The sequence below is a fragment of the Silvania sp. genome (genome assembly GCF_051656365.1).
Classification (GTDB): domain Bacteria; phylum Pseudomonadota; class Gammaproteobacteria; order Enterobacterales; family Enterobacteriaceae; genus Enterobacter; species Enterobacter hatchlandensis.
In genome coordinates this window covers 19,270-43,699 of record NZ_JBOGBT010000033.1, presented here as the reverse complement: position 1 = coordinate 43,699, position 24,430 = coordinate 19,270, and the positions used below count along the sequence as shown (strand labels likewise).

Sequence of the window (24,430 nt, the reverse complement as noted above, 5' to 3'; positions counted from 1 at the left end):
ATGTATTTACCTGTCTCAGCAGGAGGTGCAGGCTGATTTTTCCAGCCATTCACGCACGTCCTCACGCAGACACTGCCAGGACGTCGTGATTGTCTCCGCTGCCCACGCCGGTATGTGGGGTGACAGACGATAGTGGATCCATTTGCCTTCCCGACGGTCAAGAACCAGCTGAGCCTCGCGAAGGATAGCCATATGTCGCGAGATTTTGGGCTGCGATTCAGAGGTGGCCGCGCAGATATCGCAGACGCACAGTTCTCCGGACTCCCGGAGAAGCATGACGATGGCGAGTCGTGTTTCATCCGACAGAATTTTGAAAAGCTGAACAGGTTGTAGCATTTTTCACTCCGTTCCCTTTAGAATATACATATGGTAAATCATATGTATTTATTTTGAAATCACCTGTTCTCTCCGGAGGAGAAAAATGGAACAATTTCCGGCCCTGAATACTGAATGCTTTGATCAACATATCGCTGGACGGCTCCACCTGCAGGAGCCGCCACGGATCCTGATCCTGTATGGCTCCGTTAGGGAGCGTTCCTACAGCCGCTTTGCCGCAGAGGAAGCAGGGCGCCTGCTGACGGCGATGGGCGCGGAGGTGAAACTCTTTAACCCCTCCGGTTTGCCTCTGCCTGATGATGCCCCGGACACGCATCCTAAAGTCACCGAACTACGTGGTTTGGTCAGATGGTGTGACGGAATGGTGTGGAGCTCCCCGGAACGGCACGGGGCTATGAGCGCGGTTATGAAGGCGCAGATCGACTGGATACCCTTAAGTGAAGGCGCGGTTCGACCTTCTCAGGGAAAAACCCTTGCAGTAATGCAGGTCTGTGGCGGTTCGCAGTCGTTCAATGCTGTAAACCAGATGCGCATTCTGGGCAGATGGATGCGGATGTTTACTATCCCCAACCAGTCCTCAGTGGCCAAAGCCTGGCAGGAATTCGATGAGAACGGGCGCATGAAACCCTCATCCTGGTACGATCGTATCGTCGATGTCGCCGAGGAGTTGTTTAAAATCACGCTGCTGCTCAAGGGACAAACCGGTTACCTTGCCGATCGCTACAGCGAACGAAAAGAGAGCCATCAGGCGCTGTCAGAGCGGGTAAATCAGGCAAAAATCTGACCAGGTCAAATATCCGTTGCCTTTGATTCTGCGCTTAACGCAGTTAATCACCGGCAACGTAACCTTTATTTAGCGCTGTGAGTTCAATGAGTTGTTACTAAGGCATTGCTGCAATAATTAGCAAACAGCGGCAATGCTGTCTGATTTCGTCAATAACAGGAACCCTATCCCTTATCGAACGAAGGCTTATGCCTTACGCCCGGAACCGCCTGAATTTCCATGTACTCTCCTGAATAACTGACATAACCGGGGAAATTAATCGCAGCGCCTGCCTTATGTCAGTGAAATGGAATTCAAAATTACATCTTTCCCGCCAGGGGACGGGCATGGCTTCCTGAATAAAACACTTCATTAGCGGGCTAACTGATATTTATTTTTAAATGAATTACGCATCGCATCAGGAATATGTTTCCTATACTTTTTTTGCCTCTAATGAAAGGAGTTCCACCATGCTCAAGACCGTTCCATTTAAGCGGACAGTGTTGGCCAGTATGCTTACACTTGCATCGAGTGCAATCACAGCAGCCTATGCAGCGCCCGCTACGCCTACCACCACTGCTCCAGAACAACAGAATACGAAGCCTAACATTGTTGTCATTTTTGGTGATGATGTCGGTTATTGGAATATAAGCACTTATAACCAAGGTACTATGGGTTATAAGACCCCGAATATTGACAGTATTGCCAATGAAGGTGCGAAGTTCACATCGTATTATGCCGAACAAAGCTCCACCGCAGGACGTTCGTCATTTATTACCGGACAAATGCCGTTCCGTACCGGGATGAGCAAAGTGGGGATGCCGGGTGCGCCGCAGGGACTGAGCAAAGACGATCCTACCATCGCCAATATCCTTAAACAGCTGGGCTACGCCACCGGGCAGTTTGGTAAAAACCACCTCGGCGATCGGGATGAATTCCTGCCGACCGCCCACGGTTTTGATGAATTCCTCGGTAACCTTTATCACCTGAATGCTGAAGAAGAACCTGAAAACCCGGATTACCCGAAAGATCCGGAATACCGTAAACAGTTTGGCCCACGCGGCGTGATTAAGAGCAGCGCCGACGGCAAAATTGAAGATACCGGGCCACTCACCATCAAACGTATGGGCACCGTGGATGATGAAACCCTGGCCGCCAACAACGACTTTATGGAACGTCAGGTTAAAGCCGGTAAGCCTTTCTTTACCTGGTACAACACCACCCGCATGCACAACAAAACCCACCTGAAGGATGCCAGCATCGGGGCAACGGGGCTTGGAACCTATGCCGACGGCATGGTTGAGCATGATAAGACGGTAGGCGAGGTGCTGAAGAAGATTAAAGATCTCGGCATCGAAGATAACACCATCGTGGTGTACACCACCGATAACGGCCCGATGCTCGCGACCTGGCCTGATTCGGGGATGACGCCATTCCGCGGTGAGAAAAACACCGGCTGGGAAGGGGGCTTCCGCGTCCCGGCGATGATCCGCTGGCCAGGCCATATCCAGCCGGGGACGCTGATCAACGATATCTTCGGCAGCAACGACTGGTTCCCAACCCTGGTGGCAGCCGCTGGCGTTCCGGATATCAAAGAGCAGTTGTTAAAAGGCTACAAAACCACCTCGATGACCTACAAAGTTCACCTCGATGGGTATAACCAACTCGACTTCCTGCAGGGTAAAGGCGAAGACCCGCGTAAAGAGTTCTTCTACTGGAGCGATGACGGTGATCTGCTGGCCATCCGTTACGGCCGCTGGAAAGCGCACTTTATGATCCAGGAACACACCGGCATGGACGTCTGGCGCTATCCGTTTACCAAGCTGCGTGTGCCGATGATTTTCGATCTGGAAATCGACCCGCTTGAAAAAGGCGATACCGGTATGGACTACAACAGCTGGTTCTACAGCCGTCTGTTCCTGCTGGGTGGGGCGCAGAAATACGTAGGCGATATGCTGCAAAGCTTCCAGGAGTTCCCGCCGCGTCAGAAACCAGGTTCATTCACCGTGTCCGACGTCCAGTCGCTGATTGAGCAAGGCGCGAAGAGTAACTAATTGCTGTCATAACCCGGGTGGGCAACCACCCGGTAATCGGGGGTTCGCGATGAAGTACAGCACCACGTTGCCGGTTAAAGCGTTACCGTCTGCCGAGAAGTACGACGGCAAGGGGCCAGAGTATAAAAGACGCTTCCATGTGATGGCGAAACCCACAGGCTCGACCTGTAATCTCGACTGTTCATACTGTTTTTATCTGCACAAAGAAGAGCTGCTGCATCAGGACCGGCACACCGGCATGAGCGACGACGTATTAGAAAACTTTATCCGCCAGTACATCGACGGTCAGGATGGCGAGCAGGTGGTGTTCTCCTGGCAGGGCGGTGAGCCGACCTTAATGGGGCTCGAGTTTTATGAAAAAGTGGTTAAATTCCAGAAGCAGTATCAGAAACCCGGTCAGCGCATTGAAAATGACTTACAAACCAACGGTGTGCTGATTAACGATAAGTGGGCGGAATTTCTTAAAGAGCATCGCTTTCTGGTGGGACTGTCGATCGATGGCCCACGAGAACTGCACGACCGCTACCGCGTGACGCGCAGCGGCAAACCAACCTTCGATAAAGTGATGAAGGGCGTCGAAGCGCTTAAAAAGTACAAGGTGCCGTTTAACGCGCTGGTGACGGTCAACCGCACCAACGCGCGTTTCCCACTGGAGGTGTACCGGTTCGTCACCCGGGAGCTGGGTGCGACCTACGTGCAGTTCAACCCCTGCGTTGAACCCGTCGATTTTAAAGTCACTGCGCCGCAGTTCTGGCGTGATGAAACCATCCCGGTGACCGGCTCCCGCCGCGCGCGGCCGGGCGATTTAGATTCGATCGTCACCGACTGGTCAGTCGATCCCGATGACTGGGGCACCTTCCTGAAAACGGTGTTCGAGGAGTGGGTCAATAACGATTTGGGCCGTGTGCAGGTGAACCTGTTCGAAACGGCGGTGGCGCAAACCATGGGGATGCCAGCTCAAATCTGTACCGCCTCGGAATTCTGCGGCAAAGGGCTGGCGGTAGAGAAAAACGGCGATATCTACTCCTGCGACCACTATGTCTACCCGGAATACCAGATCGGCAATATCGCCGACACCAAACTGGCGCATATGGCCTTTTCCGAGCGCCAGAAAGCCTTTGGATTAGGCAAAAAAGAGACCCTGCCGGACTACTGTAAGCAGTGCCCATACCTGAAATTGTGCTGGGGGGAGTGCCCGAAAAACCGCATTGTCCGCACCCCGGACGGTGAAGCTGGCCTTAATTATCTGTGTCCTGGCATCAAAGCTTTCTTCAACTATGCCGAGCCGATCCTCGTCGGTCTCGCCACGCTTTTGAAACGTGACTTCACGGGATTGCGCAAATGACCAACAGAGAAAAGCTGCTGCAGCTTGAGCAGCGCATGAATCAACAGGTGTTAGGCCAGGAAGCGCTGGTGCGGATGCTGATTGTGGCCCTGCTGTGCGACGGCCACGTGCTGCTCGAAGGGCTGCCGGGGCTGGCAAAAACCCGCGCGGTGCGCGAGCTGGCCCGCCATGTGGAAGGGGATTTTCGCCGCATTCAGTTCACCCCGGATCTGCTGCCGTCAGATATCACCGGCAGTGAGATTTACCAGCAAAACGCCACCCGCGAGGAAGATCAGTTTCGTTTCCGTCCGGGGCCGGTGTTCGGCAATATCATTCTGGCAGATGAGATAAACCGCGCCTCGGCGCGTGTGCAGTCCGCGCTGCTGGAGGCAATGGAAGAGCGCCACGTCACCGTGGCCGGCAAAACCTGGCCGCTGCCCGGCGTATTTATGGTGCTGGCGACGCAAAACCCGGTGGATCAGGAGGGCACCTGGCCGCTGCCGGAAGCCCAGCTTGACCGTTTCCTGATGAAAGTGCTGGTGGATTACCCGTCCGGCGAGAATGAACAGAAAGTGATGCAGATGGTGCGTGCCGAACAGCAGCAAAAATATCAGGCGCAAAGCACGGAGCCTGCCGCTGCCCAGCCCGACACTCTGATGCTGTCCCAACAGGATATCGCCAGCTGCTGGCAGGAGATCTCGGCCATTTACGTTGCGCCGACCGTCGAAAATTACATTGTCAATCTGGTGAACATGACCCGCCATCCGCAGGCGGTCAGCGATACGCTGGCGGGTTACATCTCGATTGGCGTCAGCCCGCGCGGCACCCTGGCACTGGATCGCTGCGGCCGGGCGCTGGCCTGGCTGGAAGGGCGCGACGCGGTGATGCCGGAAGATGTTCAAAAAGTTGCTCCGGCGGTGTTGCGCCATCGTCTGATGCTGAGCTATCAGGCCAATGCCGATAACTGCTCGCCGGATGACATTGTACGTATGCTGCTCGACGCCGTGGTGGCGTAATGGGCAGCCCATTGCAGGTCGATCGCGAAACCTTAATGGCGTTGGCAGGTGCTGCCCGGCTGCTGTCGAACCCGCCGGGGCAGATCCCGCCTGGGGCGCTGGCCGGTGAACGCGTCTCCCGCCAGCAGGGGCGGGGATTGAATTTTGACAGTCTGCGCCGCTATCAGCCCGGGGACGACGTGCGCCTGATTGACTGGCAAGCCACGGCGCGCCTGCGAACGCCGTGGATCCGCCTGTATAACGAAGAGCGCGAGCGCCCGGTGTTTCTGATTGTCGACCAGCGGCTGGATATGTACTTTTCCACCCGTGGGCAGACCAAATCCGTCGCCGCCGCCAACATTGCCGGGCTGTTGGCCTGGCGAAGCTGGCACGACGGCGACCGCATCGGCAGCCTGGTGTTCAGCGACGACGATCTCAGCCTGCAAAAATGCCGCTCGCCTGCCAGCAATTTACACGCGGTACTGGACGATGTGCTGCGCTACAACCAGGCGCTGCCCGGACGCTATCCCGAAGATGTCCCGGCCTCCGTCACCTTAACTCACGTGCTGCAACGCGCCAGTCAGCTGATCCCCAGCGGCGCGTGGGTGGCGGTAGTCAGTGATTTTCACGATCTGGATCCTGCCGGTGAAGCGCTACTCGCCGCCCTACGACGCCGCTGCGAGATCAGCGCCTTTGTCACCCTTGACGATCTGCATCTGCGGCTGCCGTCGCACGGCGACCTGGCTGCCCGCTATCAGGGGCATGACGCGGCGTTTTCCCTGTCACCGCATCTGCAGGAGGCGATCCAGCAGAGCATCACTGCCCGGCTGGCGCGTCTCGAAAATCGCCTGACGCGACTCGGTGTGCGCGTCAATCAGATTGTGGTCGCCCAGGATCTGATCAAACAGCTACAAAAGGGAGTCTGAATGCTGGAGAAAGGCTTTAGCGTGCCGGAGCTTGCCGTTCCGGCGCTCCCCCCGACTATTTCCTGGCTGCCGTTGCCCCCCGGCTGGTGGCTGACGGGCGGGGCGATACTTATCGCCGTGCTGGTGTTGGCGCTGTTCCGCTTTGCCCGCTGGCGACGCAACGCGTGGCGGCGAGAAGCGCTGGCCGCCCTGCAACACCCGCACAGCGTGGACAGCTGGCTGGCGTTGATCAAACGCATCCTGCTGATGCACCAGCCGCGCACTGCGCTGAGCCACACCCTTTCCCCCGAACAATTTTTGCAGCAGGTGGCAATCGACCCCGATCTGCGTCAGCAGCTGAACGCGAAATATTGCCAGCCCGACAACCAGCTCGACGCCCGCCACAGCGCGCGTCTGCAGGTTCAGCTTAAACACTGGCTGGAGACGCTGCCCTATGTCTGAGTTGCTGAGCCGCATTGATTTCGCCTGGCCATGGGCGGGGGTACTGATTTTTCTGCCGCTGATCGGGCGCTATTTCTTGTCGCAGGATCGCGAAGTGAATGAGCAGGTGCGCGTTCCCTTTTTACCGGAACTGATTGACGAGCTGAAGCTAAACAGCCAGCCGGTTCGCGTCAGCAAAGTCTCCAGCCTGTTGTTCTGGCTGGTGTGGATCCTGCTGGTTATCGCCCTGTGTCGCCCGGAGTACCTGACCCCGCCGCAGCATATCCAGAAGCCAATGCGCGACCTGGTGCTGATTCTGGATGTCTCCGGCTCAATGGCCAAAAACGACGTTCAGGGCGGCGAGACGCGCCTGCAGGCAGTCCAGGATTCTGTCAGAAAATTTGTGGCAGGCCGCAAAACCGACCGCATCGGGCTGGTGATTTTTGCCAGCCAGGCCTGGCCTTTTGCACCGGTCAGCGAAGATAAACAGGCCCTGCAAACGCGCATTGACCAGCTGGCACCTGGCATGATCGGCCAGCAAACGGCCATCGGCGATGCGCTGGGCGTGGGCGTGAAGCTGCTCGACAGCACGACCCATACCGACGCCAGCAAACTGGCGATCCTGCTCACCGACGGCAACGATACGGCCTCGCAGCTGGCACCGGCGCTGGCGGCGCAGCTGGCTGCCGACCACCACGTTCAGGTACACACCATTGCCTTTGGCGACCCGAATAGTACCGGCGACGACAAAGTCGATCTGTCCCTGATGCAGAATATTGCGCAGATTACCGGGGGCAAAGCCTGGACCGCCGCCAATAGCGGGGCTGCGCTGGACAGCGTCTGGAAAGAGATCGACGCCATGACCCCGGTACAGGTGAAGTCGATTGGCTGGTCGTGGCATCTGCCGCTGTTCCAGTGGCCGCTGCTGCTGGCGCTGGGGCTACTGATATTGCTCGCTGTTGGGCGATTTATTCGGGAGAAAACAGCATGAGTGATTTTCACTTCACCCATCCCTGGTGGTTAACCGGTCTTCTCCTGTGCGGTTTGCTGTGGTTTGTGGCCAGCGGTCAGCGCAGCGCCTGGCTGCAGATTATGGACAAACCCTTTGCCCGGGCGCTGATAATCGGGCGCAAAAAACGCCTGACCCGGGTGCTGCCGTGGCTGTGCGCGCTGGGCGTGATCGCGCTGGCCGGCCCCACCTGGCAGCGCGAACTGCCCGCCGCTCTGACGCCGCAAAGCAATCTGATGGTGATACTGCAGCAGGATCCGGCGATGTACGCGCAGGATCTGGCCCCCAGTCGTCATCAGCGGATGCAGAGCAAAATCATGCAGCTAATGTCGCGCTCGACGGGCACCCATTTTGGGCTGGTGGTATACAACGCCAGCGCGTACCTCACCACGCCGCTGACCAGCGACCCGACCTTTTACTCCCTGTTTTTGCATGCGCAAACCCCCGGTCTGCTACCCGCGGGCGTTGGCTCCGGTCTGAAGCAGGCGCTGGAACTGGCGCTGAAAAACATGCCTGAATCTCCCGATGCACCGCGCAACATCATCCTGGTGGCCGATACCCTCTCTATGCAGGATGCCGACTGGCTGGCGCAGCAAAAAATGCCGATCCAGATCTGGGTGCCGGGTACGGCACGCGGCGGGGAATTGCCGGAAAGTTACGCCCAGCGCGGAATAGACACCCGCCTTAACGTCGAGCGCTTCAGTCAACTCCGCGATAGCGGCATTCCGGTGACGCTGGTGACCAGCGACGACAGCGATCTGGCGGTCATTGCCAGCCACATTCAGCAGTCGGTGGCGGCGCAGAATAACGCCCGGGGCGATCTGCACTGGAAAAACAGCGGCTATCTGCTGGTGATCCCGATGCTGCTGTTATTGCTGTTCGGGCGGCGACAGCTGATTTGCTGGCTGGTGGTGCTGATGCCGCTGCTGTATGCCCCCCAGAGCCAGGCGGCCTGGCAGGATGCGTGGATCCGCCCGGATATGCAGGGGCAAATCGCCTTTAACCACGGCGACTATCAACAGGCGGCGCAACGCTTCCGGGATCCGCTCTGGCAGGGGATTGCGTACTATCGCGCCGAAGACTATGTTGCCGCCGCCTCGGCGTTTCGTCAGGCACCACAAACACCCGACACCCTGCTGTGGCTTGGCAACAGTTACGCCCAGCAAAAACAGTGGCAGCAGGCGCTGAACAGTTACGATCGCGCCTTAAGCCTGCGCCCGGACTGGGCGATGGCGCAGCGCAATCGCGCCGCAATTGCCAGCATCATCATGGAACTGAGGCAGAAAGAGCGCGACCGGCAGGGGGCGCAGGGCAAAGAGCAGGACTACAAGCCCGACGAGATCAAAAACGATCTGAAGAAAGGTCAGGGGGTCAATCAAAAGGATATCCAGCCTGTTGCCAGCAGCAGCCCGCAGGTGAATCAGTGGTTTGAAAACCTCGAGGTTTCGCCGTCCGGCCTGCTGGAAAACCTGTACCGATCCACCACGGAGCCGACGCCATGAAAGCCTTGTTTCTGCTGCTGTTAGTGGCCGTGTTGCCTGCCCGGGCGGCGATGGATATCACCCGCGAACTGGTGGCACCCGAGCACGTCACGCCGGGCCAGCCGATGACCATCGCGGTGACCTTCTGGACCGACAGCTGGTTTAACCCGCCGCCGGAATGGCCTGAATTTGAGATTAAAAACGGGGCGTTAATGACCACGCCGCTGCCCAACCAACTCCTGAGCCGCCATAAAGACGGCCTCAGCTGGAGCGGGGTGCGTCTCGAAAGGCAGGTAATGGCGTGGGATCAGGGCGAACTGCTGCTCCCGGCCACGGAAATCACCCTCACGTCCGCCAGCCAGGCCCCGGTCACCGTGCCGCTGCCGGAGTTGAAAAAGGCCATCGTCTGGCCGCAAGGGGTGAAGCAACCCGACCGTTTCCTGCCCGCCAGCCGCTTAACCCTGAGTCAGAAAATGACCCAGTTTCACGCCAGTAACGACGACACGCTCCATGCGGGGGATGTGGTCGAACGCACCGTGACGGTAGACGCGGGCGGAATTACGGCGACCCAGATCCCGCAAATTCTGTATGCGATCCCGGGAACCGATACCCAACGCCTGACCCCGGAGAATACCTTGCTCAAGTCGGGGCGCGGTGAGATCGACGGTGCCCGGCGGGTGGAGAAACTGCGCTATCTGCCGTCACAGGCGGGCAGCATTGTTATGCCCCCGGTCAAATTGCGCTGGTGGGACACCACCCATCAGCAGTGGCAGGTGGCCGAATTACCGGGGGCGACCCTGCAGGTGGCGGCGGCGCGTGCGGCGGGCAGCGAGTCGGCCCTGCGCGGCACCACGACGGAAAACCACTGGCGCACGGCGCTGATTATCGCGGCCTTCGTTGCGCTGGCGATGGTTGTCTGGTTGGCGCGACGCCTGCTGTGGCGCAGCCTGAAGTATCTCCATCACATCTGGCGTCGTTTTTGGGCGCCGGTCCACCTGCCCAAACTGACGCCTGACAAAAGGGGTGAACGATGAACAATAAGTTAGTCCTCAGCGTGCTGCTGTTCGGTGCCGTGAGCGGCGCTCAGGCGGCGGATCCGCTCTCTGCCTGGAACGAGACGGCGGCGAAAAACGCCATTGTGCAGTGGGTGCAGAATGCCACCAATCAGGATCGCTCCACCTATATTCCGCCGGACAAGCGTTACGTGGTGTTTGATAACGACGGCACCCTGTGGCCGGAAGCGCCGCTCACTTTCCAGCTGCAGTTTGCGGTGGATGAAGTGAAACGCCTTGCGCCCCAGCACCCGGAGTGGAAGAACGATCCGGTGCTCGGCGCGGTGCTGAATAACGACCTTAAGGCGGTCGCCGCCTCCGGTGAAAAAGGGCTGATGCAGCTGCTGGCCGCCACCCACAGCGACATCACCACCGAGGAGTTCGCCCGGCGCGTCAGCCAGTGGGTAGATAACCAGCGCGATAAACGCTTTGGCTGCCGCTACGACAGCATGGGCTATCAGCCGATGCGCCAGGTGCTGGACTACCTGCGCGACAACGGCTTCAAAACCTGGATTATTTCCGGCGGTGGCATCGACTTTATGCGCGTGTTGAGCCAGAAAATGTACGGCATCCCGCCGGAGCAGGTGGTCGGATCGTTCTCCCTGAGCGAGTTTTCCCTGACCGATAACGGCACCCAGCTGCGCAAAACGATGAAAGGGGCGTTCAACGACGATGCCGCCGCCAAGCCGGTGGCTATTCATCTGTTTATGGGGCAACGCCCGGTGGCGGCGTTTGGCAATAGCGACGGCGATTTAGCCATGATGCAGTACACCGCCGCCAACCCGGACTTCAAAACCTTTGGGCTGATCGTTCACCATACCGACGACAAACGGGAATATGCCTACGACAGCCATCCGCCCGCCAGCGGAAAACTGGTGGAAGGCCTGACCGTGGCAAAAGAGAAAGGCTGGACGGTGGTGGATATGCAAAAAGACTGGAAGACGGTGTTTGACCCGGCGCAATGTTCCCAGTCACCCGGAGATTAAAAACTCATTGCCAGGCCAATCCCGTATCCGCTGGTGTCTTCCCCAAACATATAGCGTGCCACCAGCCGGGTCCGGGTGATAAAGACCGGGTATTTGCTGCTGTCCAGCTCAATCCCCATGCCGACCGAACTCAGGCTGTTAAACCCAAGTGTACCGCGCTGGTCGCCCAGATATTCGGTATGTGCCCCTTCCAGCACGTAGCGGACCGGGCTTTTTAACAGCGTCCAGTCGGAGATGGGTGCCCGACGGCGCAGGTACAGGCCCAGATTATGCGCTTTCGCATGCCCTTCAACGGCGCGGGAGGTATTGGCAAAGGTCTCTATTTTCATGCCCGAATAGCGCAGTTCAATATCCACATCCTGCGGCTTCGAAACCAGCTCATAATCGAGCATCAGCGACCCGCCGAGGCCATAGGCGTTTAAGCGCCCCCCGTCCAGAAAATCAAAGTCAGCGTTGGTGCGTCGGTCGATGACCCACGCCCCGATGCGGGCATCACTGGCCATGGTGCCGAGCATCACATTGGCAATCGGGCGCAACACCAGATTGCCTCCCCGGCCATCGCGCCAGAGGGTAACATCCCAGCCGATCCCACCGGTCGCAGTGAGACTGTTCCATTTGGTCGGTATCCGTCGCGTTTCCGTCCCATTGCTAATCAGAAATTGCGGATCGTAGCGGCTGTAGCCCAGCGCGCCTTCAAGGTACAGCGGGAAGGTCTCGCCCATCGTCGCGCCGCCGCCAAACTGAGTGACCGTGAGTTCGTTGCTTTCACTGGTGCCGGTCCCGATGTTCAGATCGCTGGCGGTGATATCCGGGATCGCCATATAGCTCATCAGCGTCAGTACCGCGTCCGCGCGTTGCTTGATGCGATGGCCGTCCGCAGCGATACCCGACGGGCTAAAGGCCATCGAGGTGAGCAGCAGGATGAGAAGGAAGGGAGGTGTTGTCGCCATAGCGCAGCCAGGCCAGAGGGATAACACCCTCGCGATTAGGGCGCGAGGGTGCCAGTGAGTTACGGTGTCACAATGTTGAACCAGAACTCGAACTTATCCATATACCCGAGCATGGTGTCGAGTTTAGTGCCGTCGCCGGTCACTTTCACCGAACCGCTGTCTTCAGCCTGTTTCAGGGTGGTCTCTTTCAGGATGATTTTGTTCAGCGTGTCGCGGCTAAGGGTAATGGTGGCGTCGGCATTCGTCGCTTCGGCATTGGCGGTGTGGTTCAGCACCCCGTTTTCCAGCTCCAGCTTATATTTGCCGCCGTCGCTGCCGAGATCGATGTTAAACACCGACTTAGCACTACCCGCTTTCTCGCCGTTGATGTGCACCGCCAGATAGTCGAAGAACATCTCCGGGGTCATCGCACGGACGGTATCCGGGCTGGCGGTGTTCGGGGTCGGGCCTTTCACCACGCCGTTACGCAGCTCCTGCGCGCCGGTGAGGTAGAAGTTACGCCACGGGCCCGATTCCGCCTGGTAGCCCAGCTGCTCCAGCGCATCCGCTTCCAGATTACGCGCGGCCTCGTTCTGCGGATCGGCAAACACCACTTTGCTCACCACCTGTGCCACCCAGCGGTAGTTACCCTGGTCGAAGTCGGTTTTGGCTTTCTGCAGAATGGCATCGGCCCCGCCCATGTACTCAACGAATTTCTTCGCCGACTCTTCCGGCGGCAGTTCGTCGAGGGTGGCCGGGTTGCCGTCAAACCAGCCGAGATACAGCACGTAGGTGGCTTTCACATCGTGGCTCACCGAGCCGTAGTAGCCACGGTTTGCCCAGGTGTGGGCCAGCGAATCCGGCAGTTTGAAGTTGGCGGCGATCTCATCCCGGGTCAGGCCCTGGTTGGCCATGCGCAGGGTCTGGTCGTTGATGTAACGGTACAGGTCACGCTGGCTTTTCAGCAGTTTATTGACGTTTTCGTTACCCCAGGTCGGCCAGTGGTGCTGGGCCATCAGGATCTCGGCTTTATCACCCCAGCGCACAATCGCTTCGTTGATGTATTTCGACCACGGCAGCGGCTCACGGATCTTCGCTCCGCGCAGGGAGTAGGTGTTGTGCAGGGTGTGGGTCACATCCTCTGCGGATTCGATCAGTTTTTTCTCTTCGATAAACCACAGCATTTCTGACGGGGCTTCTGAGCCCGGTGCCAGCATAAAGTCATAGGTCAGGCCGTCGATGGTCTCTTTCTGACCGTCTTTCTCGATGATATTGGTTGGGGCAATCAGCGTCACTGTACCCGCCGAGGTGGTGGTGCCCAGACCCGCCCCGACCTGGCCTTTAGCATCCGGTTTCAGCAGGTTGCCGTACATATAGCTGGCGCGGCGGCTCATCACGTTTCCGGCCATAATGTTTTCTGCCACGGCGGCTTCCATAAAGCCTGCCGGAGCATAGATTTTGGTTTTGCCCGCTTTTACATCGGCTTCATCGACCACGCCGCGTACGCCGCCGTAATGGTCAACGTGGCTGTGGGTGTAAATAATGGCAACGACGGGTTTTTTACCCCGTTGTTTGAAATAGAGGTCCATCCCGACTTTCGCCGTTTCGGCCGAGACCAGCGGGTCAACGACGGTCACGCCGGTGGTCCCTTCGATAATGGTCATATTCGACAGGTCGAGGTTACGGATCTGATATACCCCGTCGGTGACTTCAAATAACCCGCTGATATTAATCAGCTGAGACTGTCGCCACAGGCTGGGGTTAACGGTGTCCGGCGCTTTTTCACCTTCTTTAATAAAGGCGTACTGTTGCGGGTTCCAGACCACATTGCCTTGTTCACCGTGAATCACTTCCGAGGGCAGTGCGGCAATAAAGCCTTTATGCGCATCGGTAAAGTCAGTGTTGTCAGAGAAAGGCAGTTGATTATAAAGCTGGTCGTTGGCTTGTTTAGTGGCTGCGGTGGCGTCTTTAGGAGAAACATCGGCATACGCTGGAACAATAAATGTGGTCAAAAGACCAGCGAGCGCCAGTCCTCTGGCTATAGGTTTCAGTTTCATTTACATCCTCGCACTTTTAGCGGCTCGACGAAAATTGTCAATTTCCCGAAAGTTACATTCTGTAACCTGCTTTAAAATATAAACCGTTGTGTGTAATCGGCAAGTGAGACGCGCAATTAAATAAATAGGCGTGCAGGCTAATTGTTTTCAAATTGATCAAGGTATTTAATACGTTAGCGCAGGTAGATTATAATCAGCACTTCGTCAATGTAATTTATTTGATTTTTCAATAGTGACTATTCGTGAAAATTAAATATTAAGCTAATCTTATCGTACTACTCCCATGAATGTTTCTTAACTTTTCTCCGTATTTCCATCGATTTCAAACCCATGGATTAAACAGGGTCTGTTATGAATAAAATATATCGTCATGTATGGAGCCACGTTGCAGGCTGTTTTGTCGCAGTCAGCGAACTCTCTACCGCGCACTCCGGCAAAAAAAGTCCTCGCCGTCTGATAATCCCCAGCGCCGTTACGGTAATACTCTCTGGCTTATCCGGCGTGGCGTATGCAGATGATGTGAACTGGGCGACAGCGTATCCCAGTTATTTATTCCCGACTGACCCCGCCTATAATTTTGATACCGTCATCGATACGGGAATAGCATTCAGCATTGATAATCAGGTTTTACCGAATCATTATTCGCCAGGCACCACGCTTAATATTCTCGGCCCGATCCCGCAAATGCCGGATGTCACCACGGGAAATGGCGTTACCGGCCGGGCCGTGGCGGTGGTAAATGCCCTGCCGGGTGCGATTGCCCCGGAAGGGGATCGCATTCTGACCATCACGGCGACCGATTCGCAAGGGGCCGTAACGCCGATTACCGCCGACAATATCGCTGAGTTTACCTACTCGCCAAACCCGGCCAACCCGCAGCAAAATCAGGAGCTCAACGTTGAGGTGCCAGGTCTGGACGGCAGCTTCCAGGTCATCAGTATTTACGACTCCTCAACCTTTGTCTCCGCTGACGACACCGCCGTCGGCAATATGCAGCTCTCGGTGTATAACCCCAACTCCGTGCGGATCATGAATCAGTTTGGCATTGTCGAGGTGGGCACGGACGGCGGCACGGCGAATATTAATATCGGCGCTGACACCCTCGGCACCACGCCGATTGCCGCGACGGCCAATACTCTCGATCTGCTGACCAAAAACTCTACCCTGGCCCGCGCCGACGGGGATGGCTCCGCCACCAGCGCGGTCAACTGGCAGTCTGATAACTACATCCATTTCCGTCCTGCGGCAGTGGTGAGTACGCAAGAGCAGAGCGTGGGCGCGCAGAGCACTCAGTACAACTACACCCTGACGTTACCGAATTACACTGAATTGCCCGGCGGACGGGTGATCCAGCTGGGAACCCGCAATTTTGATATTACGTCCTCAGATGATATTGCGGATGTGAATAACTACCTCACCGGGCAGGGCGCCTATGCCGGTAGCCCGCAAATTCAGTACTGGTTGACGGCCGGGGCAGAAGTGAACGGGGAAGTCATTGACTCGGCGGTTGAAGCGCAGACGGTCTATAACAGCATCATCACCGGGCTGCTCGGTCAGGCACAAAGCACCCAGATAAATTTGACCTATAACGTCTGGGAAGACCGGCTGGCCCACAACAACAACGCCACCTTGACCTCAGATTATCTTCGCGTGATTTATGCCAACGGCAACGGCGCAACCGGGACCGTCACCTCAGATTCCAGCCTGGCGGTCGACGGTGCGTCGGCGGTGATGGAGGCCTTTGATGGTGGGGTTATCACCAATAACGGCACTATCAATGCCTGGCGCAGCAGCGGCAGCAGCCCAACGTCCGTCGCCATGCTGGCAAACTATGGTAATGCCACCAACACCGGGGTGATTAACGCGGGGTTATTCCTCGAGAAAGATGCCGTCAACCAGAATGTGAGCAATGCCGGCAGCGTGGGGATGGTCGGGTTGACCAACGCCACGCTCAACAACCAGGGCATTATCAACGTGGCGGTCACGGACGGCGCGTCGCATACCGCATGGGGGATGGCGGTGGGCAACAACGGTACGCTCACCAATACGGGGATCATTAACCTCACCGGCAACAGTCGAAACCCCGATGGCCGCGCGGGCGGGTACGGGATCTACAGTGACTCCACCGGGACGGTCACCAACGCCGGGCGCATTTTTATTGGCGGCGCGCCAATCACCACCATCGCGGTACCGCAGGCCATTAATCTGGTCGGCAGCGGGGATTTAACTGCCGGGATGTACACCACAGGCCTTGGCAACATGGTTAACACCGGGACGATCACGCTAGAGTCTAAAACCCGCAACGCCGCCGCGATGTTGGTTGACGGCGGTACCGAAGACGTGACCAACAGCGGGCAGTTGAATGTGCTGGGTACCTTAACGCCCACTTCAGACGGCGGGATGTCAGCCGCGGCCAACTACGGCATGTATGTGAAAGACAATGGCGGGGTGGTCACCAACAGCGGCAGGATTTTCGTTAATGGCGACAACAACATCGCCCTGAACGTTCTGGCGCAAACCGCAGACGCTTCTCTGAACTCAACCGCTGCCAGCAACATCATCGTGGGTACGGCCGGGGATGCGGGGGGAACCGATGCCCAGCCCTATACCTATCGCAACTACGCGGTGTATGCCGAAGGGCTGAACACGCATGGCGCACAGGTCACACTCGACTCAGACATCAATCTGCTGTCGGCAGGGGCAATCGGCGTACACGCCCGCGGCAACGCCACCATCGACATCGGTGCCGATGCCTCGCTGGCTTTCCAGAACTCGCAGCAAATCGGCTACTACGCCTGGGGCCAGGGCGCCAGCATTAATATCACCAACGCCACTATCACCGATAACGCGCAAATCCAGTCTATTCTGTTCGCCGTCGATCACGGAGCGACCTTTAACGGCGATACCGGTACCGGCAGCAGTTACAATCTTATTGTCTCCGGAGCAGGCTCCACCGGGGTCTTCGCCAACGGCGTGGATTCCCTGAACAATGACGATCCTGCCGATGATGTTGCGACCCAATTAACCACCGGTGCCGCCACCATCACCGTCTCCGGCAACAATGCGGTCGGGGTCAAAGTGACCGGCGGGGCTAACGGTGCAATCACCGACGGGGCCATAAACCTGGCCGGAAACAACACCACGGCGGTGTTGGTGGATGGTCGTAACTACAATATCGATGCCACCATTGATCCCCTCGCGCGGGCAACGCTTGTTACCTCTGATGCGACCATCGCCTCGGCGGCCGGGCAGTCGGGGATTGTGGGCTACAACGTTGGCTATCTCGGTAATCTGACGTTAAACGCCGGGGCGGCCATCGATCTGCTGGGCACCAGCAGCACCGGGATTATCCTGCATGATAACGGCCAGGCGACGGTGACCGCCCCGGTCAGCGTCGCAGGAACTAACAACATTGGCGTGGATATTCAGAATGCCGGGCTGCTGAACAACAGCGGGGCGATCACCGTATCCGGGGCAGGCGGCAGCGGTAACATCGGCCTGCGGGTCCAGGGCGCGGGCGCGACGGTCAGTCAGCTCGGTACGGTCACCGCCAACGGCGGGCTGGCTGCGGTGCAGCTGGCAGGCAACGGAGCGACGCTCACCGTCAACGGCACCGGGAACCAGATCACCGCCAGCAACGGTGCGGACGGGGTGCGCATCGACAGTACCGGGGCGTCCTCTTTCAACGCCAGCAATACCACTATCGACGTGAGCGGAACCGGGGCGGGGATTAACAACAACGCCAGCGCCAGTGATATCAACCTCAACAACGTGACGATTAATTCGGGCGATGGCCCGGCGATCCGCACTGCGGTGACCTTCAGCGCCGAAGGCAGCGGTAACGTTCTGAACGTGGCGGGCAGCGGCAGTGGCTTTGCCTTTATGCAGGCCGACGGATCACAGACCAGCGGCAACCTGACCATCGGCACCGGCTACACCATCAACGGTGACGGCACCGACAGCACCGGGATCCTCGCGCGCACCAGCGGCAGCGTTAACTCGGGCACCTCGATTACGATGGGCGCAACGGCGGGGGCGGCGATTGACGCCACCAACGCCAGCAGCCTGAGCAACAGCGGTATTATCACCACCAGCAGCGACACCGGCAGCACCATCCTGGCGCAGAACAGCGCAGCGTTCAGCAACAGCGGCACTATCACCAGCACCAGCACCAGCAATGCGCAATCGCTGATTGCTCTGAACGGCAGCGCCGCCGCGCGCACGGTCACCAACACCGGGACCGTCATCAGCCAGAGCGAAGACGCGACGGTGATCGATGCCTCCGGCACGGCCAATAACACCATTACCAACACCGGCACGCTGCGTGCTGCCAGCGACACGGCGCAAGTGGTGTTGACCGGCAGCGGCAACGACGTGATGCAAATTAACGCCGGCACCACCCAGGGCGAAATCACCCTCGGCAGCGGAAATGATCAGTTTGGTTTTACGGCGGGGGAATTCGCCGGGGGCGTGACCTTCACCGGAGCGGATGGCAATGACAGCGCCACCTTTGGCAACGTCAGCCTGTCGCGCGTCGGCCATGTGCTGAGCGAAGGCGGCAGCAACAACGCGCTGACCTTTAACAGCACCCGCAGCAGTTCCGGATCGGCAAACATAGGCTCGCTGGCGGCAGATGATTTGACGCAGGGCACCAACATCGGTACCGGCTGGAGCACGCTGACCCTGGATGGCGATCCAACGGATATTCGCGTGGTGAATGACCTGGCCCTCTCTGGCGCGGCACAAATCAACGTCAATAACGGGGCGACATTACGCTCCGGCGATAACGCGATGACCAGCGGCGAAGCAACAATACGCCAGTACAACATCGCCACCTCGGGTGCTACCAGCCTGGTGTCGTTTGATGGCGCAGCGGATCAAACCTACAGCGGAGTGATTTCGGGCTCCGGCGGCATGGAACGTATCGGTGGCGGGAATACGACATTGCTGGGGGATAACACCTACACCGGCAATACGCTGATCGGCCCCGATTCCGAGCTGGCGCTGGGCAACGGCGGCACCACCGGCAGTTTGTCTACCACCACCAACATCACCGACAACGGCCTGTTAACGGTTAACCGTGCAGACGATGTGGCGCTTAACGGCGTGATTTCCGGATCCGGGGACTTCCGTCAGTTGGGCAGCGGCGTGACGCGCCTGGGTGGCAACAACAGCTATGCCGGAACGACCACCGTGGAACAAGGCACCTTGCTGGTTAACGGTGTGCAGACCGGAACCGGGCTGACTACCGTACAGTCCGGCACCACCCTCGGCGGCTACGGCACGCTGGGGGGCGATGTGGTGTTCAATACCGGCACCGTGCTGCGTCCGGGGGATGATGCCCGGGGCAACGGCACCGGGGTGCTGACGATCAACGGCGACCTGACCCTGGCGAATGACACCGACAGCCAGTTCCAACTCGGGGAAGCCTATACCCCAGGCGGGGCGCTAAACGATCTGGTGAACGTCGCCGGGGATCTGACCCTCGACGGCGTGGTCAATGTGGCCCTGACCGCCGGCGGCACCTTCCTGCCCGGGGTTTATCGTCTGTTCAACTACGGCGGGGCGCTGGTCAACAACACCATGGATATTGGCTTGCTGCCGCCGAACGACGCCGAGCTGTATGCCGTTCAGACCAACATTGCCAACCAGGTTAATCTGGTGCTGGATTTCCCGCAGCCCGCGGATCAACTCCAGTTCTGGGACGGTGACCTTAATGCCACCAACCACGGCGATGGCACCTCCGGCAACGGCATCGTTGACGGCGGATTTGGCTTCTGGACCGCGTTAATTTCCGGGACCAGTAACAACTGGACCCAGGTCAACGGGGTGGGCAATGCCCCCTGGTCGCAAACTGCCTTTGCCGTCTTCCAGGGGGCGGCCGATAACGTGCTGGTCAGCAATGCCTTTGGCGATGTCCTTACCAGCGGGATGCAGTTCACCACCGACGGCTACGTGCTGGCGGCCGATCCTGCCAACCCGGACTCGCAGCTGCACATCGTCGCCACCAATCTGTCGGGAGCGCCCGATAACAGCTACGATGCGGTGGGAGGCACCCACGGCGACAGTTTCTTTGTGATCCGCGTGGGCGACGGCGCAGCGGGTGCCGATGTCACTACTACCCTTAATGTCGATCTGGTGCAGGACAACAATGACGACGGTGCGATCCGCCTACTGAAAACCGACCCCGGTCGTCTGATCCTCAACGGCGATAATCAGTACAGCGGCGGGACGGCAATCTGGAATGGCATCCTGCAGGTGTCGAAAGACAGCAGCCTCGGCGATGCTGACACCTTTGTGCTGATTAAAAATGGTGCCACCTTCCAGAGCGGGGCCGATTACACCACCGAGCGCCTGTTTGTGCTTGATGGCGTGGCGGGCGGCACCTTCGACGTCTACGGCCATACGTTTACCCCGCAGGGCGGGATTGGTGGCGACGGCCCGCTGGCGGTGAAAGACACCTCCACAGGCACCAGTGACGGGGTGCTGGATCTTAATATCGCCAACAGCTATCAGGGCGATACCACGATTACCGGCAAAAACGGCACGGGCACCCTGACCGTCAATGCCAACGCCACCGGCGCGCTGGGCCGGGCCGACAGCACGGTCACGTTGACCGACGCGGCACGCCTGAATGTCAACAACGCCAGCGCGGCAGAGTCGCATATTTTCACGGTGACAGAGTCCACGCTGGCCTTTAACGATGCCTCGACGGCAGACAGCAGCACCATCAATCTGGTTGACGGGACGCTTGAACTGGGGGATATCAGCAGCGGCGGCGCGGCAAACATTAACGTCGATGCCGGTTCGCGGATGCTGCTGTCAGGCAATGCCGACGCGGGCAGCAGCCTGACCACCAACAGCGGCACCGTGGCCTTTGCGGCTAACGCCCAGGCGGCGTCTGCGCGCATTGCTAACCTCGCGGGGGGCACCGTTTCGCTGGTCGATTCCGCAGGCAACACCGCCATCGGCTCCCTGTCCGGGGCCGGTAACGTCAATCTTGGCAGCGCGACGCTGACCGAAGGCAACCTCGGGCTGGCAGACACTATCAGCGGGCTTATCAGCGGCAACGGCGGCGGGCTGGTGAAAACTGGCAGCGGCACGCTGACCTTAACCGGGGATAACAGCTATTCCGGCGCGACCTCGGTGCAGCAGGGCGTGCTGCTGGTGAACGGCGATCAGAGTGCTGCTACCGGGGCAACCAATGTAGTCGCCGAAGCCACGCTGGGCGGGGCCGGGACCTTAGGCGGCAGCGTCAGCGTGGCCGACAATGGCCATCTGACCCCAGGCGCGACGCTCGGCAGCGTCGGGGAACTGACGATGGGCAGTCTGACGCTGGCGCAAAACGCGCAGCTGGACTTCCAGTTCGGGCAATCCGGTACGCCGGGCGGGGCGCTGAACGATCTCCTGACGGTGAACGGCGATCTGAATCTCGATGGCACGCTCAATATTACCCAGACCCCGGGCGGGAATTTTGACGTCGGCGTCTATCGGGTGATCGACTATAGCGGCGCGCTGACCAACAACATTCTGCAGATCGGCACCGCGCCAGCAGCGGCGGACGATCTGTATGTCCAGACCTCGATCGACGGGCAGGTGAACCTGGTCAACCGTAGCGGCTACACCATGCGCTTCTGGGACGGCTTTGGCGGCGAAGGCGGTTCGTTGAAAAACAACGACACAATCGATGGCGGTAACGGCATCTGGCAAAACAGCAACGGCAACGACAACTGGACCACCGATCAGACCTCCCCTGAAGGGGCCTTTAACACCCCGTTCAGCGATGGTGCCTTCGCGGTGTTTGGCGGCGAGTCCGGTAACGTTAGCGTCGATAACAGCCTCGGGGCGGTGACCATCAGCGGCGCGCAGTTTATGACCGACGGCTACGTGATTAACGACGGGGTGATCACCACCGATACTGCCGATACGATCATTCGCGTCGGGGACGGCACGCTGCGCGGGGCGGGGTATACCGCCACCCTTAACTCGCAAATTGTGGGCAGCGGCGGGCTGAACAAAACCGACCTCGGCACCCTGGTACTCAATGGCAACAACACGTATCAGGGCGGGACCACCCTCAGCGACGGTGTGCTGCAGGTCTCCGGCGATGCGAACCTCGGCGCGGCGGGCACGGCGATCGTCCTGAGCGGCGGTACCCTGCGCTACGGTGCGGCGTTTGATACCGCCCGTGAAGTGACGCTCGCCGGTGACGGCGGCGCGATTGATACCAACGGCAATGATGTTTCGCTCCTGACGGCGGTGAGCGGCAGCGGCAATCTGGCCAAACAGGGCGATGGCGTGTTGACCCTGACCCAGGACAGCAGCTTCCAGGGTGAAACCACCATCCGCAACGGCACTCTGCAGTTGGGCGACGGCGGCACCCGCGGCAGCGTGCTGGGTAACGTGGTGAATCTGGCCACCCTGGTCGTTAACCGTGCCAATACCCTGGAACTTAACGGCATCATTACCGGTACCGGTGATTTTATACAGCGCGGCGAAGGCACCACGGTGCTGAATGGCCTCAATAAATGGACCGGCTACACACTGGTGGAAAATGGCACCTTACTGGCGGGGGGGATCAACCGGTTCAGTAGCACCTCCAGCCATATCGTCAGCAGCAACGGCACACTCGATACCGGCGGGCATAACCAGACCGTGGCCAACCTGGTGAACCAGGGGACGGTCAATCTGCGCGGCGGCAACGTCGGATCGACCCTGACGGTGGCAGGCGATTACGTTGGCCTTGACGGGACGCTGAAAATTGCCGCCAGGCAGAACAGCCCAGGGGTAGCGGACCATCTGGTGATCGACGGCGGCTCTGCCAGCGGCAGCACGCTGCTGGATATCGACGTCAGCCAGCTTGGGGAACCGACCGAAGGCGACGGCATACTGGTGGTCGAGGCGATTAACGGCGGCGTCACCACCGCGCAAACCACCAAAGATGCCTTTAATATCGGGTCCGATTACCTGACGGCGGGAGCCTGGGAGTACCAGCTCTTCGCCGGGGATCTCAACGGCGCGGGCGAGGACTGGTTCCTGCGTGCGGGCTATCGCCCGGACGTGCCGGGCTTTGACACTCTGCCGTCAATTATCCGCCAGGCCGATCTGTTTGTGCTCGGTACCCTGCACCTGCGTCAGGGCGACGAGCAGCCGTATCGGGCCGACAATCCGGCGGATCAGGAGGGGCGCTTCTGGGCCCGTTACCTGACCAAAACCATCGATCAGACCCTGGATGATGCGACCAGCAGCACCAGCCACAGCCAGTACAGCGGGATGCAGATGGGGCTCGATCTGTGGCAAAACGATAAATGGCGCGCCGGGCTGTACACCACCTTTATGGACATCGACAGTTCGATTGATGGCAACACCGGCATGAGCGGCGGGGCGGCGTACAACTCTACCTTCTCGACATACCTCGGCGGGTATGCCACCTGGACCGATACCGACGGCTTCTACGTCGATAACGTTCTGCAGTATGGCTATCACTCGGTTGATCTGAAAAACATGACCGATCATCAAACCTACCACCCGGATGGCAACACCATTACCGCGTCGGTGGAGGTGGGCAAACCCTGGTACTTCGGCGACACCGGCTGGGCGCTGGAGCCCCAGGCGCAGCTGATCTGGCAGTGGAGCAACTTTGACGACGTGACGCTCAACGATGCCGCGAAAACCCGGGTCAGCGTCAATGCCGACAGCGCGGTGATTGGCCGACTCGGCGCGCGTCTTACCGCCGACTACGACACTCACTACGGCAAAGTAAAACCTTACGTACGGGTGAACTACTGGCAGGAGCTGACCGACGGCCAGGACGAAGTGACTTACCGCAATACCGCCAACAGCGATGGCAAAACCACCCTGAAAGCGAACCAGCAGTTCGCCGCCACCGAAGCGGCAATTGGCGCCACCTGGACGGTGACGGACGACGTCCAGGCCTACACCGAAGTGGGCAAAACCTGGGATAACAGCGGTAAAACCAGCCTTGATGCGGACATCTCTGCGTCGCTGGGGATGAAGATCCGTTTCTGAGGGTGATGGCGAAAGCGAAACGCTGGACTACGCTCTAAAAAGCACAGGCCATCCGTGGCGTGGGTGGCC

General features: G+C 58.8%; 14 protein-coding genes. 11 read left to right on the top strand and 3 right to left on the bottom strand.

What is annotated here, in order from left to right:
- Window positions 1-15: 15 nt before the first annotated feature.
- Entirely contained in the window at window positions 16-336 is a 321-nt protein-coding gene (locus ACRDD5_RS06090; protein ID WP_271284273.1) for a transcriptional regulator, read from the bottom strand.
- Between the two features lie 85 nt (window positions 337-421).
- Here ACRDD5_RS06090 and arsH point away from each other — a divergent pair, with 85 nt between their 5' ends.
- From arsH to ACRDD5_RS06040, 10 genes are all read left to right on the top strand, one after another.
- Window positions 422-1,120 (top strand): arsenical resistance protein ArsH, encoded by a 699-nt coding sequence (gene arsH, locus ACRDD5_RS06085; protein WP_271284274.1) that lies wholly within the window; start codon window positions 422-424, stop codon window positions 1,118-1,120.
- Between the two features lie 449 nt (window positions 1,121-1,569).
- Window positions 1,570-3,153: an arylsulfatase gene (locus ACRDD5_RS06080; protein ID WP_438676210.1), complete on the top strand. Its 1,584-nt coding sequence runs from the start codon at window positions 1,570-1,572 to the stop codon at window positions 3,151-3,153.
- A gap of 49 nt (window positions 3,154-3,202) precedes the next feature.
- On the top strand, window positions 3,203-4,498 hold the full coding sequence (locus ACRDD5_RS06075; protein WP_438676209.1) for an anaerobic sulfatase maturase: 1,296 nt from the start codon (window positions 3,203-3,205) through the stop codon (window positions 4,496-4,498).
- Window positions 4,495-5,493, top strand: a complete 999-nt coding sequence (locus ACRDD5_RS06070) for an AAA family ATPase (protein ID WP_438676208.1) — start codon at window positions 4,495-4,497, stop codon at window positions 5,491-5,493. The genes ACRDD5_RS06075 and ACRDD5_RS06070 overlap by 4 nt, the downstream gene beginning before the upstream one ends.
- Window positions 5,493-6,398 (top strand): DUF58 domain-containing protein, encoded by a 906-nt coding sequence (locus tag ACRDD5_RS06065; protein WP_438676207.1) that lies wholly within the window; start codon window positions 5,493-5,495, stop codon window positions 6,396-6,398. Before ACRDD5_RS06070 ends, ACRDD5_RS06065 begins: the two co-directional genes overlap by 1 nt.
- Entirely contained in the window at window positions 6,399-6,839 is a 441-nt protein-coding gene (locus tag ACRDD5_RS06060) for a DUF4381 family protein (RefSeq protein ID WP_438676206.1), read from the top strand.
- A complete protein-coding gene (locus ACRDD5_RS06055) occupies window positions 6,832-7,809 on the top strand; it encodes a VWA domain-containing protein (protein ID WP_438676205.1) in 978 nt (325 codons plus the stop codon). The genes ACRDD5_RS06060 and ACRDD5_RS06055 overlap by 8 nt, the downstream gene beginning before the upstream one ends.
- Entirely contained in the window at window positions 7,806-9,329 is a 1,524-nt protein-coding gene (locus tag ACRDD5_RS06050; RefSeq protein ID WP_438676204.1) for a tetratricopeptide repeat protein, read from the top strand. The genes ACRDD5_RS06055 and ACRDD5_RS06050 overlap by 4 nt, the downstream gene beginning before the upstream one ends.
- Window positions 9,326-10,342, top strand: coding sequence for an oxygen tolerance domain protein (locus ACRDD5_RS06045; RefSeq protein ID WP_438676203.1), 1,017 nt, complete (start codon window positions 9,326-9,328; stop codon window positions 10,340-10,342). The genes ACRDD5_RS06050 and ACRDD5_RS06045 overlap by 4 nt, the downstream gene beginning before the upstream one ends.
- Complete coding sequence (locus ACRDD5_RS06040) at window positions 10,339-11,346, top strand: HAD family hydrolase (RefSeq protein WP_438676202.1); 1,008 nt, start codon at window positions 10,339-10,341, stop codon at window positions 11,344-11,346. Before ACRDD5_RS06045 ends, ACRDD5_RS06040 begins: the two co-directional genes overlap by 4 nt.
- Here the strand turns inward: ACRDD5_RS06040 and ACRDD5_RS06035 are convergent.
- Complete coding sequence (locus ACRDD5_RS06035; protein WP_438676220.1) at window positions 11,343-12,251, bottom strand: hypothetical protein; 909 nt, start codon at window positions 12,249-12,251, stop codon at window positions 11,343-11,345. The genes ACRDD5_RS06040 and ACRDD5_RS06035 overlap by 4 nt on opposite strands.
- A gap of 104 nt (window positions 12,252-12,355) precedes the next feature.
- Complete coding sequence (locus ACRDD5_RS06030; RefSeq protein WP_438676201.1) at window positions 12,356-14,332, bottom strand: alkyl/aryl-sulfatase; 1,977 nt, start codon at window positions 14,330-14,332, stop codon at window positions 12,356-12,358.
- 351 nt (window positions 14,333-14,683) lie between these two features.
- Here ACRDD5_RS06030 and ACRDD5_RS06025 point away from each other — a divergent pair, with 351 nt between their 5' ends.
- The gene (locus ACRDD5_RS06025; protein WP_438676200.1) at window positions 14,684-24,361 is read left to right on the top strand and encodes an autotransporter-associated beta strand repeat-containing protein; all 9,678 of its coding nucleotides are present in this window, start codon (window positions 14,684-14,686) and stop codon (window positions 24,359-24,361) included.
- Window positions 24,362-24,430 lie beyond the last annotated feature (69 nt).

Coding starts and splice junctions, on each gene's coding strand:
- ACRDD5_RS06090 (WP_271284273.1), bottom strand. CDS start 336: ATGCTACAACCTGTTCAGCTTTTCAAAATTCTGTCGGATGAAACACGA.
- arsH (WP_271284274.1), top strand. CDS start 422: ATGGAACAATTTCCGGCCCTGAATACTGAATGCTTTGATCAACATATC.
- ACRDD5_RS06080 (WP_438676210.1), top strand. CDS start 1,570: ATGCTCAAGACCGTTCCATTTAAGCGGACAGTGTTGGCCAGTATGCTT.
- ACRDD5_RS06075 (WP_438676209.1), top strand. CDS start 3,203: ATGAAGTACAGCACCACGTTGCCGGTTAAAGCGTTACCGTCTGCCGAG.
- ACRDD5_RS06070 (WP_438676208.1), top strand. CDS start 4,495: ATGACCAACAGAGAAAAGCTGCTGCAGCTTGAGCAGCGCATGAATCAA.
- ACRDD5_RS06065 (WP_438676207.1), top strand. CDS start 5,493: ATGGGCAGCCCATTGCAGGTCGATCGCGAAACCTTAATGGCGTTGGCA.
- ACRDD5_RS06060 (WP_438676206.1), top strand. CDS start 6,399: ATGCTGGAGAAAGGCTTTAGCGTGCCGGAGCTTGCCGTTCCGGCGCTC.
- ACRDD5_RS06055 (WP_438676205.1), top strand. CDS start 6,832: ATGTCTGAGTTGCTGAGCCGCATTGATTTCGCCTGGCCATGGGCGGGG.
- ACRDD5_RS06050 (WP_438676204.1), top strand. CDS start 7,806: ATGAGTGATTTTCACTTCACCCATCCCTGGTGGTTAACCGGTCTTCTC.
- ACRDD5_RS06045 (WP_438676203.1), top strand. CDS start 9,326: ATGAAAGCCTTGTTTCTGCTGCTGTTAGTGGCCGTGTTGCCTGCCCGG.
- ACRDD5_RS06040 (WP_438676202.1), top strand. CDS start 10,339: ATGAACAATAAGTTAGTCCTCAGCGTGCTGCTGTTCGGTGCCGTGAGC.
- ACRDD5_RS06035 (WP_438676220.1), bottom strand. CDS start 12,251: ATGGCCTTTAGCCCGTCGGGTATCGCTGCGGACGGCCATCGCATCAAG.
- ACRDD5_RS06030 (WP_438676201.1), bottom strand. CDS start 14,332: ATGAAACTGAAACCTATAGCCAGAGGACTGGCGCTCGCTGGTCTTTTG.
- ACRDD5_RS06025 (WP_438676200.1), top strand. CDS start 14,684: ATGAATAAAATATATCGTCATGTATGGAGCCACGTTGCAGGCTGTTTT.